This is a genomic window from Leclercia sp. S52, from assembly GCF_039727615.1.
Classification (GTDB): Bacteria; Pseudomonadota; Gammaproteobacteria; order Enterobacterales; family Enterobacteriaceae; genus Enterobacter; species Enterobacter adecarboxylatus_B.
This window is the reverse complement of record NZ_CP152474.1, coordinates 3,482,852-3,501,422: the sequence shown is the minus strand read 5'-3', so window position 1 is coordinate 3,501,422 and position 18,571 is coordinate 3,482,852. Positions and strand designations below refer to the sequence as shown.

The window sequence follows — 18,571 nt, the reverse complement described above, 5'->3', positions numbered from 1 at the left end:
ACTACACCTCAATAAAATAGGTTTGGTATTGGTTTTCGTTGAAACCCAGCAGCATAGGCTTACCGGGCGCCCAGAGCAATGGGCGTTTGATGATTGCTGGCATTTCAACCATTAAGGCGGCGGCGCTGTGCGCATTGTTGATGCTGGCGCGCAGCGTCTCGTCCAGTTTGCGCCAGGTGGTGCCGCGGGTGTTCAGCAGGGCTTCCCAGCCCAGCTCAGCGATGAATTTCTGCATTAAATCTGCATCAAGTCCGTCGGCGCGATAGTCGTGAAAACGGTAGTCGACGTTGTTTGCCTCCAGCCAGCGGCGTGCCTTTTTGATGGTGTCGCAATTTTTGATGCCGTACAGGACGATCATGGTGAATCCTTTTGTCTTAACAGAGAGCAATTGCTCAGTAATTTCGATGTTTAAGCGATTGCGAAAATATAACACATTTGTTTTATTACTTAATTTTATATTCAGGCCTGGCATAAATAATGTACAGCGCATGAATATTATTTCATCTTTAACGCATAGAAGTCCAGGTGCTAAAAAGTCGTGTAAGAACAGTCGCTAATTAAATTTTTCATCCTTAACCAGGGTTATTTCAAAATATTGCAGTTGGTCACATAAAATTTATCGGACTGGACCCATATTATCTACAAGCCAGTCGTACCAACGGGGGTAGAGCAGTATCACTGATTAAAAAGTCTTCACAATGATGATATATTCTCGTAGAATGGCCATAATAATAAGAGAGGTAGTTATGATTGAACGTGAACTGGGGAACTGGAAAGATTTTATCGAAGGCATGCTTCGTAAATGACATTCAGGAAGAAATGCAAGAGCACTTAATTAGCTAAATAACAATAATGTGAAAATAAACACATAAAAAAGGCGGCCGGTAAGGACGCCTTTTTCATTTTCAATATCTTATTTCTGTCGTTCCTTTAACGGGAAACGTCGGCGGATCAGCACAAAGAACAGTGGAACAAAGTAAATGGCAAGGATGGTCGCGGAGATCATCCCGCCCATGACCCCGGTTCCCACCGCGTGCTGGCTGCTCGATCCCGCGCCAGAGCTGGTCGCCATCGGCAGCACGCCGAAGACAAATGCCAGCGAGGTCATCAGGATCGGACGCATGCGCTGGCGACAGGCATCAAGGGTCGCAGCCATCAGCTCCTGGCCTTTCTCATTCATCTCGTTAGCAAACTCGACAATCAGAATGGCGTTCTTCGCGGACAGACCAATGACCGTTAACAGTCCGACCTGGAAGTAGACGTCATTCTCCAGCCCGCGCATCCAGGTCGCGAGCAGGGCGCCAATCACCCCCAGCGGCACCACCAACATCACCGAGAACGGCACCGACCAGCTCTCATACAGGGCGGCCAGACAGAGGAACACCACCAGCAGCGACAGGGCGTATAGCGCTGGTGCCTGAGCACCGGAGAGGCGCTCCTGATAGGACATCGCCGTCCACTCGAGGCCAAACCCGGCAGGCAGTTGCTGCACCAGGCTTTCCATCACATCCATCGCGGTACCGGTACTGACTCCAGGCGCGGCCTCACCGACAATCTCTACCGCTGAATAGCCGTTGTAGCGTTCCATACGCGGGGAACCGGTCTCCCAGCGCGAGGTGGCGAAGGCCGAGAAGGGCACCATGCCGCCGTCTTTGTTGCGCACGTACCACATGTTGATATCGTCCGGCAGCATGCGGTATTTAGCCGCCGCCTGCACGTAGACCTTTTTCACGCGGCCCCGATCCATAAAGTCGTTCACGTAGCTCGAACCCCATGCGGTTTGCAGGGTATCGTTGATATCGTCAATATCCACGCCGAGCGCCTGCGCCTTGCGCTGGTCGATATCAATCTGCAGCTGCGGGCTGTCATCCAGGCCGTTGTGGCGCACGCGGGTGAGGGAAGGATCTTCTCCGGCCAGCTCCAGCAGGCGGTCGCGGGCGGCCATCAGGGCATCATGCCCGGCCCCGGCGTGATCCTGCAGTTCCATATCAAAGCCCGCCGAACTGCCGAGCCCGCTGATGGCCGGTGGGCTGCTGGCGAAGACCCGCGCCTCTTTAATATGGCTGAAGGCTTTAGTGGCGCGTTCGATAATGGCAAACGAGCTGCCGGTTTTGGCATCGCGCTCGTCCCAGTCTTTCAGGCGCACGAACATACGCGCCACGTTCTGCCCGTTACCGCCCGGGCCAGAGCCCACGGTGGCAAAGACCGACAGCACGGTATCTTTCTCTTTGGTGAAGAAATACTGCTCGACCTGCTGGACCACCTTCAGGGTCTGCTGCTGGGTTGAGCCGCTGGGCAACTGCACCGAGGTGATAAACATGCCCCGGTCTTCCAGCGGCAGGAACGAGGTCGGCAGACGCAGGAACAGGAACACCATGCCGCCCAGCAGCAGAACGTAGATCAGCATCCAGCGCAGGCTGCGCTGCAGGATCCGCCCGACGCCCGCCTCATAGCGCGCGGCGTTGCGGTTAAACATGCGGTTGAACCAGCCGAAGAACCCTTTCTGGCCATGCTGTTCGCCCTTATGCAGCGGTTTAAGCAGGGTGGCGCACAGCGCCGGGGTGAGGATCATCGCCACCAGCACCGACAGCACCATGGCTGAGACGATGGTGATGGAGAACTGGCGGTAGATCGCGCCGGTGGTGCCGCCAAAGAAGGCCATCGGCACGAACACCGCCGACAGCACCATGGCGATGCCCACCAGCGCCCCCTGGATCTGCTTCATTGATTTTCGCGTCGCTTCGCGCGGAGAGAGCCCCTCTTCGCTCATGATACGTTCGACGTTCTCCACCACCACGATGGCGTCATCCACCAGCAGGCCTATCGCCAGCACCATCGCAAACATGGTGAGGGTGTTAATGCTATAGCCAAAGGCGTAGAGCACCGTGAAGGTGCCCATCAGCACCACCGGTACGGCGATGGTCGGGATCAGCGTGGCGCGGAAATTTTGCAGGAACAGGTACATCACCAGGAACACCAGGGCGATGGCTTCCAGCAGGGTTTTCACCACATCCTCGATCGAGGCCTTCACGAAGGAGGTGGTTTCGTAGGCGACTTTATACTCCAGCCCGTGGGGGAAGTACTGCGACAGTTCATCGAGGCGTTTGATGACCTGTTCAGCCGTGGCCATCTCGTTGGCACCGGAAGCCAGTTTAACCCCCAGCCCGGAGGCCTGCTTACCGTTGAAGCGGCTCAGGTAATCGTATTTCTCCGCGCCCATCTCGACGGTGGCGACATCGCCCAGCCGCACTTCCGACCCGTCCTGGTTGACGCGCAGGGTGATATCGCGGAACTGCTGCGGGGTCTGCAACAGCGACTGGGAGTTGATGGTGGCGTTCAGCGCCTGTTTATCGATGGACGGCGTACCGCCCAGCTGGCCGACCGCAATTTGTGCGTTTTGTGATTCGATGGCGTCGGTGACGTCTTTCGCCGTCATCTGGAAACTGTTCAGCTTCGCCGGATCGAGCCAGATACGCATCGAGTATTGCGAGCCGTAGGCGTCGATATCCCCCACGCCGTTGATGCGGCTCAGCGGATCCTGAATGTTACTGGCGACATAGTCGGCGATATCCTGCTTATCCATCGAGCCGTCGTTGGAGACAAAGGCGATGGTCAGAATGTTGGTGTCCCCGGTCTTACGCACCGTTACGCCCTGATTCTGTACCGCCTGCGGCAGCTTACGCAGCGCGGACTGCAGCTGGTTCTGCACCTGCTGCACCGCTTCATCCGGGTCGCTCCCTGCGGTAAAGCTCAGCGTGACCGTCGCCTGGCCGGTGGCGCTGCTCTGGGAGGACATATACATCAGGTTGTCGAGGCCGGTCATGTTCTGCTCGATTACCTGAGTGACGGTGTTCTCCAGGGTTTGTGCAGAGGCCCCCGGATAGTTCGCCGTGATCCGCACGTTAGGCGGGGCCAGATCCGGGTACTGCTCAACAGGAAGGGAAAAAATGGCCAGCGTGCCGGTGAGACACAACAGAATTGCCAGCACCCAGGCAAAAATGGGGCGATCGATGAAAAAATTCGCCATTAAAATAAGACCTCGTTTTGCTGCGCGTCGTCATTGTACATTGCCCGCATAACTCTAGCGGCAAGGCGGATGTCAAACGTGGAGAAATAAAGGAGATAATGTAAATTATCATGCGCTTTATTCGCGTCGTTGCCCCGGGGGTTGCGGTGAGTATTGCCCATCCCCATGGCTGAGCGGTGACATTCCCCCTGATTTTACCGTTATTTACCCTCGGTAGCGGCTGACGAGCGGAAACAGACGCTGACCTGCGTCCCACCGCCGGGCGGCTGCGAGAAGTGCAGGGTGCCCCCCCAGCCGGTCGGCGCGCTCGCGCATGATATTCAGACCGTAATGACCCGGCGGCTCGCTGGCGTCGCCGATCCCGATGCCGTCGTCGCGAATGCTTACCCTATGGCTGCCGTCCGGGGCGGTCACGCAGCTGACCTGAATGTCGCTGGCCTGGGCGTGCTTGATGGCGTTCAGCACCGCCTCGCGCACAATCTGCAGCAGGTGGACCTGCATCTGGGCATCCAGTGCCAGGGAGGAGAGCTGACAGTCAAGGCTCAGCGTTGCGCCGGTCTGCTTCTGGAGATCGTCCAGCGTCTCCTGCAGCGCGGCGGGCAGGTTGGCCTGATTCAGCGTCAGGCGGAAGGTGGTAAGCAGCTCGCGCAGCTGGCGATAGGCGGCATTCAGCGCCCGGGAGAAGTCGGTAATGATGGTCTGCGCCGCCTCGTTCTCCTCCGGCACCGCACGTTTAAGCAGCGTCAGCTGGATGCGCAGATACGACAGCACCTGCGCCAGCGAGTCGTGCAGCTCCCGGGCGATGGTGGCGCGCTCCTCCATCAGCAGCAGCTGGTGGTAGTGCTTCTGCGCCTGGTTGGAGAACAGGCCACGCCCGAGCATGGTCGCCACGCTTTTCATCAGCGGGATCGGGACGACGCGCTGCTCGCTTTGCCAGCGCAGCTCACCGAAGCGGGTCTCCAGCATAATGACCGGCAGCACCTGCGTCTCAAGGTGGTCGGCAACCTCGCCCTCCTGCATTTTCCAGCCGTCGCTGGTATGCAGCGCCAGCCAGCCGATCCCGGTGTATTCGCGCACGGTTTGCAGGATATGACGGAAACAGTGGCTGTCGATCTTGCTGGTGTTCATCTCCTGCGAACAGGTAAACAGCATCTCCAGCTGCTGATGGGCCTCGTGCAGATGGTGCGTCTTCTCTTCAACCGAAATTTCCAGCGAGCGATAGAGGGTGTGCAGCTCGGTCGCCATATGGTTAAAGGTGCGGGAAAGCAGGCCGAGCTCGTTCGGCAGATCGGTATCCGGCACCGGGGTGTCAAACCGGCCCTGCTCGATGTGCAGGCTGGAGGCGACCAGATGATTGAGCGGGGCGACCACCTGCCGGCGGATCCGCCGCAGCGTGCTGAGCGCCAGCAGGATGATGCCGATCGCCCCGGCAAAAGAGATGGCGAACACCAGCTGGATTTTATGTTCGGCGTAATGCTGCAGGGAGAGGACAAAGGCGTCGATACGCGCCACATACTCATCCATATGGTTCTGATACCAGGCGTAATCGCCCTGATCGAGCTTCTCGCTTACACCCTGCCATGCCAGCTGTAGCTGGTGATAATGCTGTTGTACCTCATCCGGCACGTACCAGCTTTTCAGGGTGAGCAGCGCGGGGGCATTCAGCGTTTGCTGCCAGGCCTGGCGATGGGGCAGCAGATCGGCGCTGCCCCGCTGCATATCGTAACCCAGGCGATAGCTCTGCATCCGCAATGACCCCGCCAGGTTGATCGCTTCGGCATCGCGCTGGCTGCTGGCGAGGGTAAAGAGCGCGATGGCGCTGGTCAGCAGCGACAGGGCAATGATGGCGAAAAAGGCCCGGGCAAGACTGCGTGAAACCGGTTGTTTAACTATCACAAATCGCTTCCTGAGCTAATACGAAACAGACCTGAACAACGTTTCCGCGGAGGGAATGAAACGTAGTTTCATCAGGAATGAAATTAATTGATCTGACACAGGTTCAGGCGAAATAGTTCGCGTTTCTGGGCAATTGAACATTGCCTGAACCCGTTGCGGTGGGTAAATACGTTATTCATACAAAGAATAAGGTTATTCAGCCCAGCAGGGGAACCGTGATGAATCATTTTATTATGGCTAATAGCCAACAGTGCATTGGATGTCGTGCCTGCGAAGTAGCGTGCGTCATGGCGCATCATAATGAACAGCATGCCCTCAGCGCGCGCCATTTTACCCCTCGTATCACCGTGGTGAAAGAGGGCAATAAACACAGCGCCGTGACCTGTCACCACTGTGAAAACGCCCCCTGCATCCGGAGCTGTCCGAACGGCGCCATCAGTCAGACGGGCGACAGCGTGCAGGTTGAAGCGAAGAAATGTATCGGGTGTAAAGCCTGCGTGGTGGCCTGCCCGTTTGGCACCATGGAGATCGTCACCACGACTGCCCAGAAGTGCGATCTGTGCCTGGATCGCCCCGAGGGCCCGGCCTGCGTGGCGAACTGCCCGGCGGATGCCTTATCAAGGGTCACGGCCGATACCCTGAACCAGCTGGCCCGCACGCGGCGGGTGCGCACGGCGCGTCATGAGGCGCAGCCGTGGCAGACCGGGGCGGCGCTCGCTCCCCGGGAGGTCAGCAAACGCGAGCGGATGTTTGCCCTGGCCGCGCGCGGCGAGCCGGATAAACTGGCGCCCGAAGCGCGGGCGGGTAATTTCGACGAAATCTATCTGCCGTTGCGCCCGGCGCAGGCCCAGCGTGAGGCCGACCGCTGCCTGACCTGCGGGGAGCATTCAGTGTGCGAATGGACCTGCCCGCTGCACAACCACATTCCCCAGTGGATTGAGTGCGTCAAGGCCGGGGATATCGACGCCGCGGTGGAGTTATCCCATCAGACCAACTGCCTGCCGGAGGTAACCGGCCGGGTCTGTCCTCAGGACAAACTGTGCGAAGGGGCCTGCACGGTACGCGACATGGCCGGTTCGGTGACCATCGGCAATATCGAACGCTATATCTCCGACCAGGCGCTGGCCAAAGGCTGGCGGCCCGATCTGAGCCAGGTCACGCCCGTCAATAAGCGGGTCGCTATTATCGGGGCCGGCCCCGCCGGGCTGGCCTGCGCCGATGCGTTAATCCGCCGCGGCGTCAGCGTCACGGTCTTCGATCGTCACCCGGAAATCGGCGGCCTGCTCACCTTCGGCATTCCGGCCTTTAAGCTGGATAAATCCCTGCTGGCCCGCCGTCGGGAGATCTTCACGGCGATGGGCATCCGCTTCGAGCTGAACTGCGAGGTGGGTAAAGATATCCCGCTGGCGCAGCTGCTCAGCGAGTACGATGCCCTGTTTGTTGGCGTGGGCACCTATCGTTCGATGAAGGCGGGCATTCCTCATGAAGATGCGCCCGGGGTTTACGATGCCCTGCCGTTCCTGGTGGGCAACACCCGGCAGCTGATGGGGCTGGCACCCTCGGTGGAGGAGCCCTTTGTTGATACCGCCGGGCTGAACGTGGTGGTGCTTGGCGGCGGCGATACGGCGATGGACTGCGTGCGCACCGCGCTGCGTCACGGGGCCGCGAACGTCACCTGCGCCTACCGCCGGGATGAAGCCAACATGCCGGGCTCGAAAAAAGAGGTCAAAAATGCCCGGGAAGAGGGGGGCCGCATTTGAATTTAACGTGCAGCCGGTGGAGCTGACCCTCGACGAGACCGGGCGGGTTAACGGCATCCGCCTGCTGCGCACCCGGCTGGGCGAGCCGGATGCCCAGGGCCGCCGCCGTCCGGTGCCTGTCGAGGGCAGTGAGTTTGTTATGCCTGCCGACGCGGTGATCATGGCCTTTGGCTTCAACCCGCATGCCATGCCCTGGCTACAGGCGCAGGGGGTGGAGGTGGATGACTGGGGACGGATCGCCGCCAGCGTTGAGACGCGCTACCGCTATCAGACCAGCAACCCGCAGATCTTTGCCGGTGGCGATGCCGTGCGCGGTGCCGATCTGGTGGTCACGGCGATGGCGGAAGGACGGCATGCCGCCCAGGGCATCGCGGACTGGCTTGGGGTCGAGGCACCCGCCGCGCATTAACCTGACGGACGACAACGCGGGCTTCTCAGCGTAGTATGACCAGCATGATTTGCGCTACGGAGCCCGTATAAACTTGAAAATTGAACTGATTAAAGACAAGTGCCTCTCGGATAACTATTTCATTCTGCGCAACCTGACGTACGATTTGACGCGGCGTAACGGCGAAGTGGTGCGCCACAAACGTGAAGTCTACGATCGGGGTAACGGCGCCACTGTCCTGCTCTATAACCCTGAGAAGCAGAGCGTGGTGCTGATCCGCCAGTTCCGCATCGCCACCTGGGTAAACGGCAATCCCGACGGACGACTGATTGAAACCTGTGCCGGACTGCTGGATGACGATGAGCCGGAAGTCTGCATTCGCAAAGAGGCGATTGAAGAGACCGGTTTTGTCGTCGGTAACGCGCGCAAGGTGTTTGAGCTGTACATGTCTCCCGGCGGCGTAACGGAAATTGTCCATTTCTTCGTGGCGGAATACAGTGACGCCCAGCGCGCGGGCAAGGGCGGCGGGATTGAGGACGAAGAGATCGAGGTACTGGAGCTGCCCTTTAGCGAAGCGTTGGCGATGGTACAATCGGGTGAAATACGGGACGGCAAAACGGTGATACTTTTACAGTATTTGCGCAGCTCCGGGTTAATGGATTGATCTTATTATTCTTAATAAGATGTATTTCATATAAATCTATCCGATAAATCTGATTGAGTAACCCCGGCCTGAGCAGGAAGATACGGTCTGTTTGTCTGTCTTTGCTTCCGGGATCCTGCTATTCATGCGTCACAGCCTTTTTCTTATCTTTATGCTCAGCGTGCTGCCCGCGGCTCTGGTTCAGGCGGCACCTGCACAACAGTCGTTTACTGACTGGCAGGTGACCTGCAACAACCAGAACTTTTGTATCGCGCGTAATACCGGTGAGCATAACGGGCTGGTGATGACGCTGAGCCGCAGCGCCGGGGCGAAAACCGATGCGGTACTGCGCATCGATCTCGGCGGGCTGGCCACGCCCGATCCCAAACAGCCGGCCATCGCGCCTCGCCTGTTGCTCGACGGCGAGCCGCTGCAGCTGGCTCCCCCGCACTGGCAGGTGACTCCCTGGCGTCTGACCACCGATCATCCCGCGACTATTACCGCCCTGCTGACCACCCTTCAGCAGAAAAAGGCCATCACCCTTGCGGATGGCAAGCAGGTTATCTCCCTTGATGGACTGAAAGAGGCGCTGCAGTTTATCGACGCCCAGCAAAAGCGTGGTGGAAGTGAAACCGCGTGGATCAACAAAGGGGCGCAGCCGCCGCTGAGCGTACCCCCCGCGCCGGCGCTGAAAGAGGTGGCCGTGGTCAACCCGACCCCGACGCCGTTAACCCGCGATGAACGCAGCGATCTGACCGACTATGGCACCTGGCGTATCAATAACAGCCAGTGTTCGCTCGACCCGGCGCGTCGTGAGGTGCGGGTCACCGCTTTAACCGATGACAAAGCGCTGCTGATGATCAGCTGCGAGGCCGGGGCCTATAACACCGTCGATCTGGCCTGGCTGGTGTCGCGTAAGAAGCCGTTTGCCTCCCATGCGGTGCGCCTGCGCCTGCCGTTTGTGCCGTCGAGCGACAGCAGCGAGATGGAGCTTATGAACGCCAGCTTCGATGAGAAGAGCCGCGAGCTGACCACCCTTGCGCTGGGGCGCGGTATTGCCGATTGCGGGATCCAGACCCGCTGGCGTTTTACCGGCCAGCGTTTCCGCCTGGTGCGTTATGCGGAAGAGCCGAGCTGCGATAACTGGCATGGCCCCGATTCCTGGCCGACCTTGTGGATCACGAGGTAAAAGCAGTCCTCCCTCTCCCTGTGGGAGAGGACATCAGGCCGCACAGCCTTATATATGCCGGGTGGCGCTGCGCTTACCCGGCCTACAAAACCAAAAAACGGCAACCGAATGGTTGCCGTTTTGTTTTGACCTGGTAGGCCCGTGCAAGCGTAGCGCCGCCGGGCAATGCACTTACAGCAGGGCCTGCGCCTTCTCCACCACGTTCTCAACCGTAAAGCCGAAGAACGGGAACAGCTTCTCGGCAGGCGCCGATTCACCATAGCCGGTCATCCCGACAATTTTCCCCTTCAGCCCGACGTATTTGTACCAGTAGTCCGCGATTCCCGCTTCGACCGCCACGCGCGCCGTCACGTCCGACGGCAGCACCGACTCGCGGTACGCCTCATCCTGCGCATCAAAGATATCCGTTGAAGGCAGAGACACCACCCGCACCGCATGACCTTCCGCAGTCAGCTTCTCCGCCGCCTTGACGGTGATCTCCATCTCCGACCCGGTAGCAATCAGAATAATATCCGGCTTGCCGCCGCTGTCTTTAAGGATGTAGCCTCCGCGGGCAATATTTTTCACCTGCTCCGGGGTACGCTCGATCTGCGCCAGGTTCTGGCGGGAGAGGATCAGCGCCGTCGGGCCGTTATGACGCTCTATCGCCAGCTTCCAGCCCACCGCCGCTTCGACCTGATCGCACGGCCGCCAGGTGCTGAAGTTTGGCGTCAGACGCAGGCTGGCCAGCTGTTCCACCGCCTGGTGAGTCGGACCATCTTCCCCCAGACCGATGGAGTCGTGGGTATAGACCATGATCTGCCGGGCCTTCATCAGCGCCGCCATACGCGCGGCGTTACGCGCATATTCGACAAACATCAGGAAGGTGGCGGTGTAAGGCACAAACCCGCCGTGATGGGCGATACCGTTGGCAATGGCGGTCATGCCGAACTCACGCACCCCGTAGTGGATGTAGTTCCCGGCGATATCTTCCTTGAGCGAGGTTGAGCCCGACCAGATGGTCAGGTTGCTCGGGGCCAGATCCGCCGAGCCGCCCAGCAGCTCCGGCAGGATCGGACCAATGGCGTTGAGGGTATTCTGCGAGGCCTTACGGGTGGCGATCTTCGCCGGGTTGGCCTGCAGGTTCTCAATCAGCGTCTGCGTGGCCTCTTCCCAGTTCTCGGGCAGGCCGCCGCTCATGCGACGGCTGAACTCGGCCGCCAGCTCCGGGTGTGCTTTCTGATAGGCGGCAAATTTGTCGTTCCAGGCCGCCTGCGCTTTTTCGCCCTCTTCGCGGGCATCCCAGGCTTTGTAGATCTCTTTCGGGATCTCAAAGGCCGGGTATTTCCAGCCCAGCTTCTGCCGGGTCAGGGCCACTTCCTCTTCACCCAGCGCCGCGCCGTGCGACTCTTCCTTGCCGGCTTTGTTCGGGGAACCGAATCCGATGACCGTGCGACAAATTATCAGCGACGGTTTATCGGTCACGCTTTGCGCTTCCTGAATGGCCGCTTTCAGCGCCTCGGGATCGTGGCCGTCAATCTCATGCACCACGTGCCAGTGGTAGGCCTCAAAGCGTTTAGCCGTGTCGTCAGTGAACCAGCCCTCGGTCTCGCCGTCGATGGAAATACCGTTGTGATCGTAGAAACCAATCAGCTTGCCCAGCCCCAGCGTGCCCGCCAGAGAGCAAACCTCATGGGAGATCCCCTCCATCAGACAGCCGTCGCCCATAAAGACATACGTGAAGTGATCGACAATCTCGTGATCCGGCCGGTTAAACTGCGCCGCCAGCGTGCGCTCGGCAATTGCCAGCCCGACCGCGTTCGCCAGCCCCTGACCCAGCGGGCCGGTGGTGGTCTCCACCCCAGGGGTATAACCCAGCTCCGGGTGGCCCGGGGTTTTGGAGTGCAGCTGGCGGAAGTTTTTCAGCTCCTCAAGCGGCAGGTTATAGCCGGAAAGGTGCAGCAGGCTGTAAAGCAGCATCGACGCGTGACCGTTGGAGAGAATAAAGCGGTCGCGGTCGTACCACGTCGGATCGTTAGGGTTGTGCTTCAGGAAATCATTCCACAACACTTCTGCGATATCGGCCATACCCATTGGTGCGCCTGGATGACCGGAATTGGCTTTTTGCACGGCATCCATGCTGAGGGCGCGAATGGCATTGGCTAACTCTTTACGGGACATAGTTCACTCCATGGCAAGGTTACAGTTTGGCGGCGAGCAGATCTTCGAGTTTGCGTTGGTCGACCGCGAAAAGACGGATCCCTTCTGACAGCTTATCGACCGCCATGGCGTCCTGATTATGCTCCCAGCGGAATTCGGCTTCGGTCATTGGTTTTGGTTTTGGCAATACGGTTGAGGAAGGCACCAGGCGGCGGATCACCTCTTCCTCTTTCTCCTGCAGCTCCTGCAGCAGGTTAGGGGAGATGGTCAGGCGGTCGCAGCCGGTGAGGGCAAGGATCTGCTCGGTGCGGCGGAAGCTGGCCCCCATCACGATGGTCTCGTAGCGGTGCTGCTTATAGTAATCGTAGATATTGCGAACGGATTTCACGCCCGGATCTTCCTCTACCACGTAGGGGTCCATCGGCTGGCGGGCCTGGTACCAGTCGTAAATACGCCCGACGAAGGGTGATACCAGGAACACCCCGGCCTCGGCGCAGGCGCGTGCCTGAGCAAAGGAGAACAGCAGCGTCAGGTTGCAGTTAATCCCCTCTTTTTCCAGCACCTCGGCGGCGCGGATCCCCTCCCAGGTGGAGGCCAGCTTGATCAGAATGCGCGATTTCTCGACATCCTGCTCCTCGTAGAGCTTCACCAGATGGCGCGCTTTAGCGATGCTTTTCTCCTGGTCAAAGGAGAGGCGTGCGTCCACTTCGGTAGAGACCCGTCCCGGAATGCTTTTCAGAATTTCGCTACCAATATTGACCGCCAGCTTATCGCTGGCCTCAGCAACCTGTTGCTCTTTGGTTTTCCCCCGCCCTTTACCGTACGCAATGGCGTCGTCAATCAGGTGCGAGAAGTGTGACAGCCCGGCGGCTTTCAGCAGCAGCGACGGGTTGGTGGTCGCATCCTGTGGCTGGTAGTGGCGGATGGATTCGATATCACCGCTGTCAGCCACGACCGTGGTGAATTGTTTGATGCCGTCTAGTTGGTTCATAAATAATTACTCCTTGGAAATAAAAGAGTTGGTGGAGTGTGTTAGATCACACTTCTGCGAAATTCGCGATGTACTTAACAAAAAAGCATAGCAGACGGACATGGTCTTGCTTTGATGGGCAGGTAACATGATTGTTATAAATTGATAACAATTTTTGTTTTTTGATGGTCAGAGTTTGGCAGCCTTCAAAGTTTGAACGGCGGGCAGCAGCGATACTATCCGCCACCCTGGGTGAGCTCAGACCATAACAACATCACCCATTTTGAACGATACGTGAAAGGAACATTACAATGGACGAGCAGTTAAGACAGAGTGCCCTCGATTTTCATGAATTCCCCGTACCAGGCAAAATTCAGGTCTCTCCCACCAAGCCTCTCGCCACCCAGCGCGACCTGGCGTTAGCCTATTCGCCGGGCGTTGCTGCCCCGTGCCTCGAAATCGAAAAAGATCCGCTGGCGGCCTACAAATACACCGCCCGCGGCAACCTGGTGGCGGTGATCTCCAACGGCACCGCGGTGCTGGGGCTGGGCAATATCGGAGCGCTGGCCGGGAAACCGGTGATGGAAGGTAAGGGCGTGCTGTTCAAGAAGTTCGCCGGCATCGACGTGTTTGATATTGAAGTGGACGAGCTGGACCCGGACAAATTCATCAACGTGGTGGCCGCGCTGGAGCCGACCTTTGGCGGCATCAACCTCGAAGACATCAAAGCCCCGGAATGTTTCTATATCGAGCAGAAACTCCGTGAACGCATGAACATTCCGGTGTTCCACGACGACCAGCACGGGACGGCGATCATCAGCACCGCCGCCATTCTGAACGGCCTGCGGGTGGTGGAGAAGAACCTCTCTGACGTACGCATGGTGGTCTCCGGCGCGGGCGCGGCAGCCATCGCCTGTATGAACCTGCTGGTGGCGCTGGGGATGCAGAAGCACAACATCGTGGTCTGCGACTCCAAAGGCGTGATTTACAAAGGCCGCGAAGCCAATATGGCGGAGACCAAAGCCGCCTACGCCGTGGACGACGACGGCAAGCGCAGCCTGGCGGATGTGATGGACGGCGCGGATATCTTCCTCGGCTGTTCGGGCCCGAAAGTGCTGAACGAAGAGATGGTGATGAAGATGGCGCGCGCGCCGCTGATCCTCGCCCTGGCGAACCCGGAGCCGGAAATTCTGCCGCCGCTGGCGAAAGCGGTCCGCCCGGATGCCATTATCTGTACCGGCCGTTCCGATTACCCGAACCAGGTGAACAACGTGCTCTGCTTCCCGTTCATCTTCCGCGGGGCGCTGGACGTTGGCGCCACCGCCATTAATGAAGAGATGAAGCTGGCGGCGGTGCACGCCATTGCCGAGCTGGCCCACGCGGAGCAGAGCGAAGTGGTGGCCTCGGCCTATGGCGATCAGGATCTGAGCTTCGGCCCGGACTACATCATTCCAAAACCGTTCGATCCGCGTCTGATTGTCAAAATCGCCCCGGCTGTCGCCAAAGCGGCGATGGACTCCGGCGTGGCGACGCGTCCGATCGCCGACTTTGATGCCTATGTCGATAAGCTGACCGAATTCGTCTACAAAACCAACCTGTTCATGAAGCCGATCTTCTCCCAGGCGCGTACGGACGCCAAACGCGTGGTGATGGCAGAAGGGGAAGAGGCTCGCGTCCTGCACGCCACTCAGGAGCTGGTGAGCCTGGGGCTGGCGAAGCCGATCCTGATTGGTCGTCCGAGCGTGATCGAGATGCGTATCCAGAAGCTGGGGCTGCAGATCAAGCCGGGCGTGGACTTTGAGATCGTCAACAATGAATCCGATCCGCGCTTCAAGGAGTACTGGAGCGAGTACTACGCCATCATGAAGCGCCGGGGGATCACCCAGGAGCAGGCCCAGCGGGCGGTAATCAGCAACACCACGGTGATTGGGGCGATCATGGTCCACCGTGGTGAAGCCGACGCGCTGATCTGCGGCACCATCGGTGATTATCACGAGCACTTCAGCGTGGTGCAGGAGATCTTCGGCTATCGCGACAACGTGCATACCGCCGGGGCGATGAACGCGCTGCTGCTGCCAAGCGGCAACACCTTTATTGCCGATACCTACGTCAACGACGACCCGACCCCGGAGCAGCTGGCGGAGATCACGGTGATGGCCGCAGAAACGGTGCGTCGTTTCGGTATCGAGCCGAAGGTGGCCCTGCTGTCGCATTCCAACTTTGGCTCCTCCAAATCGGCGGCCGCCTGCAAAATGCGTCAGACCCTGGAGCTGGTGCGCGAGCGCGCGCCTGAGCTGATGATCGACGGGGAGATGCACGGCGACGCCGCGCTGGTGGAGAGCATCCGTAACGAGCGGATGCCGGACAGCCCGCTGAAAGGCTCAGCTAACGTGCTGATCATGCCGAACGTTGAAGCGGCGCGTATCAGCTACAACCTGCTGCGGGTCTCCAGTTCGGAAGGGGTGACCGTCGGGCCAGTACTGATGGGGGTGGCGAAACCGGTGCATGTGTTAACCCCGATTGCCTCCGTGCGCCGGATTGTGAACATGGTGGCGCTGGCGGTGGTTGAGGCGCAGACGCAGCCTCTGTAGTAGGGATTTGTCGGGTGGCGCGTTCGCTTACCCGACCTACGGGACTCGTAGGCCGGATAAGCGCAGCGCCATCCGGCATTTAAACCCAATCGCGAACCTGAATAAACTCACGCAAGGCAGCCTCCGGGCTGCCTTCTTTTGGTTCGTAGCTGTACTCCCAGCGCACCAGCGGCGGCATCGACATTAAAATCGACTCCGTGCGCCCGCCGGTCTGCAGGCCGAATAGCGTGCCGCGATCCCACACCAGATTGAACTCCACGTAACGCCCCCGGCGATAGAGCTGGAACTCGCGCTCGCGCACGCCGTAATCGTGGTTTTTACGCCGCTCGACGATTGGCAGGTAGGCATCGGTATAGCCGTTGCCCACCGCCTGCATAAAGCTGAAGGCGGTATCAAAATCCGGGGTGTTCAGATCGTCGAAGAACAGGCCGCCAATGCCGCGCTGCTCGTCGCGGTGCTTCAGATAAAAGTACTCGTCGCACCACTTCTTGTATTTCGGGTAAACGTCCTCGCCAAAGGGCAGGCACAGGTCGTGCGCGGTCTGGTGCCAGTGGACAGCGTCTTCTTCAAACCCGTAGAAAGGGGTTAAATCGAAGCCGCCGCCAAACCACCACACCGGGTCGGCACCCGGTTTTTCAGCGATAAAAAAGCGCACGTTGGCATGGCTGGTCGGCACGTATGGATTATGCGGATGCACCACCAGCGAGACCCCCATCGCTTCGAAGCTACGACCCGCCAGCTCCGGGCGGTGCGCGGTAGCCGAGGCGGGCATGGCATCGCCGTGGACGTGGGAGAAGTTGACCCCGGCCTGCTCGAATACGCCGCCGTTGCGCAGCACGCGGCTGCGCCCACCGCCACCGGCTTCGCGCTGCCACTCATCCTGCTGAAACTCACCGCCGTCGACGGCGCTCAGCTGCTGGCAAATCGTGTCCTGCAGCTGCAGAAGAAAGGTTTTGACCGTTTGCGCGTTAGGTTTCATCAGCGTTTCCTGGCGTGGGCTTTTTGATTATCGAACCAGTTAAAGTAACTGATGATCCCTGAGGCAATCGCGTTAGCGATTTTCTGCCGGAACGCGGTGGTTCCCAGCAGGCGCTCTTCGTTCGGGTTGGTAATAAAGGAAGTTTCCACCAGCACCGACGGAATGGACGGCGATTTCAGCACCACGAACGCCGCCTGTTCCGTCCCTTTACTGTGCAGTTTATGCACCGGTTTAATTTTTTTCAGAATGTGCGACCCGAGGGTCAGGCTGTTCTTGATGGTGTCGGTCTGCACCAGGTCAAACAGCACCTGCTGGAGCAGATGATCTTTGGCGGTGGCCTTCTTGCCGGCCACTTCATCGGCACGGTTCTCGCGATCCGAGAGGTATTTTGCCATCGCGCTACTCGCGCCGCGGTTGGAGAGGGCAAACACCGAGGCACCTGCGGCGTCCGGGTTGGTAAAACCGTCGGCGTGGATCGACATAAAGAGATCGGCGCCGTGCTGGTGGGCAATCTCCACCCGGTCGTACAGCGGAATAAAAGTGTCGCCGGAGCGGGTCAGGCGGGCGTCAATGCCGTTGCTGCGTAAAATCGACCGGACGTTTTTTGCAATCGCCAGTACAACATGCTTTTCTTTAGAGCCGTTGCGGCCAATGGCACCAGTATCGATGCCGCCGTGACCCGGATCGAGCATCACGATGCGCTTTGCGCCGGGTTTTTTGGTTTTCGGCTTGCTGTGGCCGTTGCTGGTTTTAAGCGTGCTCTCTTCTTTTGCCTGGGCCTGCTTTGCGATGCCCGTTAACGTTAAGGCCGCCAGCCCCGCTTTGAGAACCTGACGACGCGATGTGAGTGTTTTTAATGGTTTGAATGTGCTCATGCGGCCTGAAGTGTAAAAAATGAGTGTCCTGGTGTTATATCGTATCGTCTTTTCCGTTACGACAGTCCATGTGGCGAATTGTTTTACTTTTCATTTCAATACGTGACAAAGTGCCATTATGCCAAATTTTCAGGCGTTTTTCGCTGGATATTGGCGAAAGAGGGCGTTCGCGTCATAATCACTGTTTTTAAACCCAAAAAGGCGGTTAATACCATGGAGATACGCGTTTTTCGCCAGGCAGACTTCGAAGAGGTGATCACCCTTTGGGAGCGCTGCGATCTACTGCGACCGTGGAACGATCCGGAGATGGACATCGAGCGCAAGCTCAATCATGACGTCAGTCTGTTTCTGGTTGCGGAAGTGAATGGTGAAGTGGTGGGCACGGTGATGGGCGGCTACGACGGGCATCGCGGCTCGGCGTACTACCTGGGCGTCCACCCGGAGTTTCGCGGGCGTGGCATTGCCAACGCGCTGCTCAATCGTCTGGAAAAGAAACTCATCGCCCGCGGCTGCCCGAAAATTCAGATCATGGTGCGGGAAGATAATGACATGGTGCTGGGCATGTACGAGCGTCTCAACTATGAACATGCCGACGTGCTGACGCTGGGCAAACGCCTGATAGAAGATGAAGAGTATTGATTTTCACCCCGGTGATTACGACAGCCACGGCCGGGTTCGCCTGCCGTTTCTGTTCTGGTGCGTGCTGCTGCTCCAGGCGCGCACCTGGGTATTGTTTGTGCTGGCCGGGGCCTCCCGCGATCAGGGCAATACCCTGCTGAATCTGTTTTACCCCGACCATGATAACTTCTGGCTCGGGCTGCTGCCGGGGATCCCGGCGGTGCTGGCCTTTTTACTGAGCGGGCGGCGTCATCTCGTGCCGCGCCTGTGGCGCGCGCTGCGCTGGCTGCTGATCCTCGCCCAGATCGTACTGCTGGGCTGGCAACCCCTGCTGTGGCTGAACGGTGAGGCCGTGAGTGGGATCGGGATTGCGCTGCTGGTGGCCGATATCGTGGCGCTGCTGTGGCTGCTGACCCATCCCCGTCTGCGCGCCTGTTTTACGCCAGAGAAAGATTAAACGGCACTTTTTAGCGATGCTGTACTCCAACAAGCGTCA

At 58.8% G+C, this 18,571-nt stretch carries 12 protein-coding genes and 2 pseudogenes; 7 read left to right on the top strand and 7 right to left on the bottom strand.

Features of this window, described 5'->3' with window-relative positions:
* Position 1: 1 nt before the first annotated feature.
* Entirely contained in the window at positions 2–358 is a 357-nt protein-coding gene (locus tag AAHB66_RS16785; protein WP_347113690.1) for an ArsC family reductase, read from the bottom strand.
* A 388-nt stretch (positions 359–746) separates the two neighbouring features.
* On the opposite strand from AAHB66_RS16785, the gene ypfM reads away from it, so the two are divergent.
* Complete coding sequence (ypfM, locus tag AAHB66_RS16780; RefSeq protein ID WP_015572204.1) at positions 747–806, top strand: protein YpfM; 60 nt, start codon at positions 747–749, stop codon at positions 804–806.
* Positions 807–913: 107 nt separating this feature from the next.
* On the opposite strand, the gene acrD is transcribed toward ypfM, so the two are convergent.
* Together acrD and narQ are read right to left on the bottom strand one after the other, a co-directional pair.
* The gene (acrD, locus tag AAHB66_RS16775; RefSeq protein ID WP_347113688.1) at positions 914–4,027 is read right to left on the bottom strand and encodes a multidrug efflux RND transporter permease AcrD; all 3,114 of its coding nucleotides are present in this window, start codon (positions 4,025–4,027) and stop codon (positions 914–916) included.
* A 200-nt stretch (positions 4,028–4,227) separates the two neighbouring features.
* A pseudogene (narQ, locus tag AAHB66_RS16770) lies at positions 4,228–5,923 on the bottom strand (nitrate/nitrite two-component system sensor histidine kinase NarQ).
* Positions 5,924–6,141: 218 nt separating this feature from the next.
* On the opposite strand from narQ, the pseudogene aegA reads away from it, so the two are divergent.
* The 3 genes and pseudogenes from aegA (at position 6,142) to AAHB66_RS16755 (ending at position 9,903) form a co-directional block, all read left to right on the top strand.
* Positions 6,142–8,092: pseudogene (gene aegA, locus AAHB66_RS16765) on the top strand (formate-dependent uric acid utilization protein AegA).
* 67 nt (positions 8,093–8,159) lie between these two features.
* A complete protein-coding gene (gene nudK, locus AAHB66_RS16760) occupies positions 8,160–8,735 on the top strand; it encodes a GDP-mannose pyrophosphatase NudK (RefSeq protein WP_347116509.1) in 576 nt (191 codons plus the stop codon).
* A 124-nt stretch (positions 8,736–8,859) separates the two neighbouring features.
* Complete coding sequence (locus AAHB66_RS16755; protein ID WP_347113686.1) at positions 8,860–9,903, top strand: DUF1176 domain-containing protein; 1,044 nt, start codon at positions 8,860–8,862, stop codon at positions 9,901–9,903.
* A gap of 171 nt (positions 9,904–10,074) precedes the next feature.
* Here the strand turns inward: AAHB66_RS16755 and tkt are convergent, their stop codons facing one another.
* Both tkt and tal read right to left on the bottom strand, forming a co-directional pair.
* Positions 10,075–12,063 carry a transketolase gene (gene tkt / locus AAHB66_RS16750; RefSeq protein WP_347113685.1) on the bottom strand — a complete coding sequence of 663 codons (1,989 nt, stop codon included), beginning with the start codon at positions 12,061–12,063 and terminating at the stop codon, positions 10,075–10,077.
* Between the two features lie 19 nt (positions 12,064–12,082).
* Positions 12,083–13,033 (bottom strand): transaldolase, encoded by a 951-nt coding sequence (gene tal / locus AAHB66_RS16745; RefSeq protein ID WP_347113684.1) that lies wholly within the window; start codon positions 13,031–13,033, stop codon positions 12,083–12,085.
* Between the two features lie 290 nt (positions 13,034–13,323).
* Here tal and maeB point away from each other — a divergent pair, with 290 nt between their 5' ends.
* A complete protein-coding gene (gene maeB, locus AAHB66_RS16740) occupies positions 13,324–15,603 on the top strand; it encodes an NADP-dependent oxaloacetate-decarboxylating malate dehydrogenase (RefSeq protein ID WP_347113683.1) in 2,280 nt (759 codons plus the stop codon).
* Between the two features lie 79 nt (positions 15,604–15,682).
* Here maeB and hemF read toward each other — a convergent pair whose 3' ends face one another.
* The gene (gene hemF, locus AAHB66_RS16735; RefSeq protein WP_347113682.1) at positions 15,683–16,582 is read right to left on the bottom strand and encodes an oxygen-dependent coproporphyrinogen oxidase; all 900 of its coding nucleotides are present in this window, start codon (positions 16,580–16,582) and stop codon (positions 15,683–15,685) included.
* Entirely contained in the window at positions 16,582–17,457 is an 876-nt protein-coding gene (gene amiA, locus AAHB66_RS16730) for an N-acetylmuramoyl-L-alanine amidase AmiA (protein WP_347113681.1), read from the bottom strand. Before amiA ends, hemF begins: the two co-directional genes overlap by 1 nt.
* Before the next feature lie 213 nt (positions 17,458–17,670).
* Between amiA and AAHB66_RS16725 the strand changes: the two genes are divergently transcribed.
* Both AAHB66_RS16725 and AAHB66_RS16720 read left to right on the top strand, forming a co-directional pair.
* Positions 17,671–18,096 (top strand): GNAT family acetyltransferase, encoded by a 426-nt coding sequence (locus tag AAHB66_RS16725; protein ID WP_106994657.1) that lies wholly within the window; start codon positions 17,671–17,673, stop codon positions 18,094–18,096.
* A complete protein-coding gene (locus tag AAHB66_RS16720; RefSeq protein ID WP_347113680.1) occupies positions 18,083–18,532 on the top strand; it encodes a DUF2919 domain-containing protein in 450 nt (149 codons plus the stop codon). The genes AAHB66_RS16725 and AAHB66_RS16720 overlap by 14 nt, the downstream gene beginning before the upstream one ends.
* The last annotated feature ends 39 nt before the right edge of the window (positions 18,533–18,571 follow it).

Bases quoted from the DNA above. Each gene is read 5' to 3' on its own strand.
- AAHB66_RS16785 (WP_347113690.1), bottom strand. From the start codon at position 358: ATGATCGTCCTGTACGGCATCAAAAATTGCGACACCATCAAAAAGGCA.
- acrD (WP_347113688.1), bottom strand. From the start codon at position 4,027: ATGGCGAATTTTTTCATCGATCGCCCCATTTTTGCCTGGGTGCTGGCA.
- AAHB66_RS16755 (WP_347113686.1), top strand. From the start codon at position 8,860: ATGCGTCACAGCCTTTTTCTTATCTTTATGCTCAGCGTGCTGCCCGCG.
- tkt (WP_347113685.1), bottom strand. From the start codon at position 12,063: ATGTCCCGTAAAGAGTTAGCCAATGCCATTCGCGCCCTCAGCATGGAT.
- tal (WP_347113684.1), bottom strand. From the start codon at position 13,033: ATGAACCAACTAGACGGCATCAAACAATTCACCACGGTCGTGGCTGAC.
- maeB (WP_347113683.1), top strand. From the start codon at position 13,324: ATGGACGAGCAGTTAAGACAGAGTGCCCTCGATTTTCATGAATTCCCC.
- hemF (WP_347113682.1), bottom strand. From the start codon at position 16,582: ATGAAACCTAACGCGCAAACGGTCAAAACCTTTCTTCTGCAGCTGCAG.
- amiA (WP_347113681.1), bottom strand. From the start codon at position 17,457: ATGAGCACATTCAAACCATTAAAAACACTCACATCGCGTCGTCAGGTT.
- AAHB66_RS16725 (WP_106994657.1), top strand. From the start codon at position 17,671: ATGGAGATACGCGTTTTTCGCCAGGCAGACTTCGAAGAGGTGATCACC.
- AAHB66_RS16720 (WP_347113680.1), top strand. From the start codon at position 18,083: ATGAAGAGTATTGATTTTCACCCCGGTGATTACGACAGCCACGGCCGG.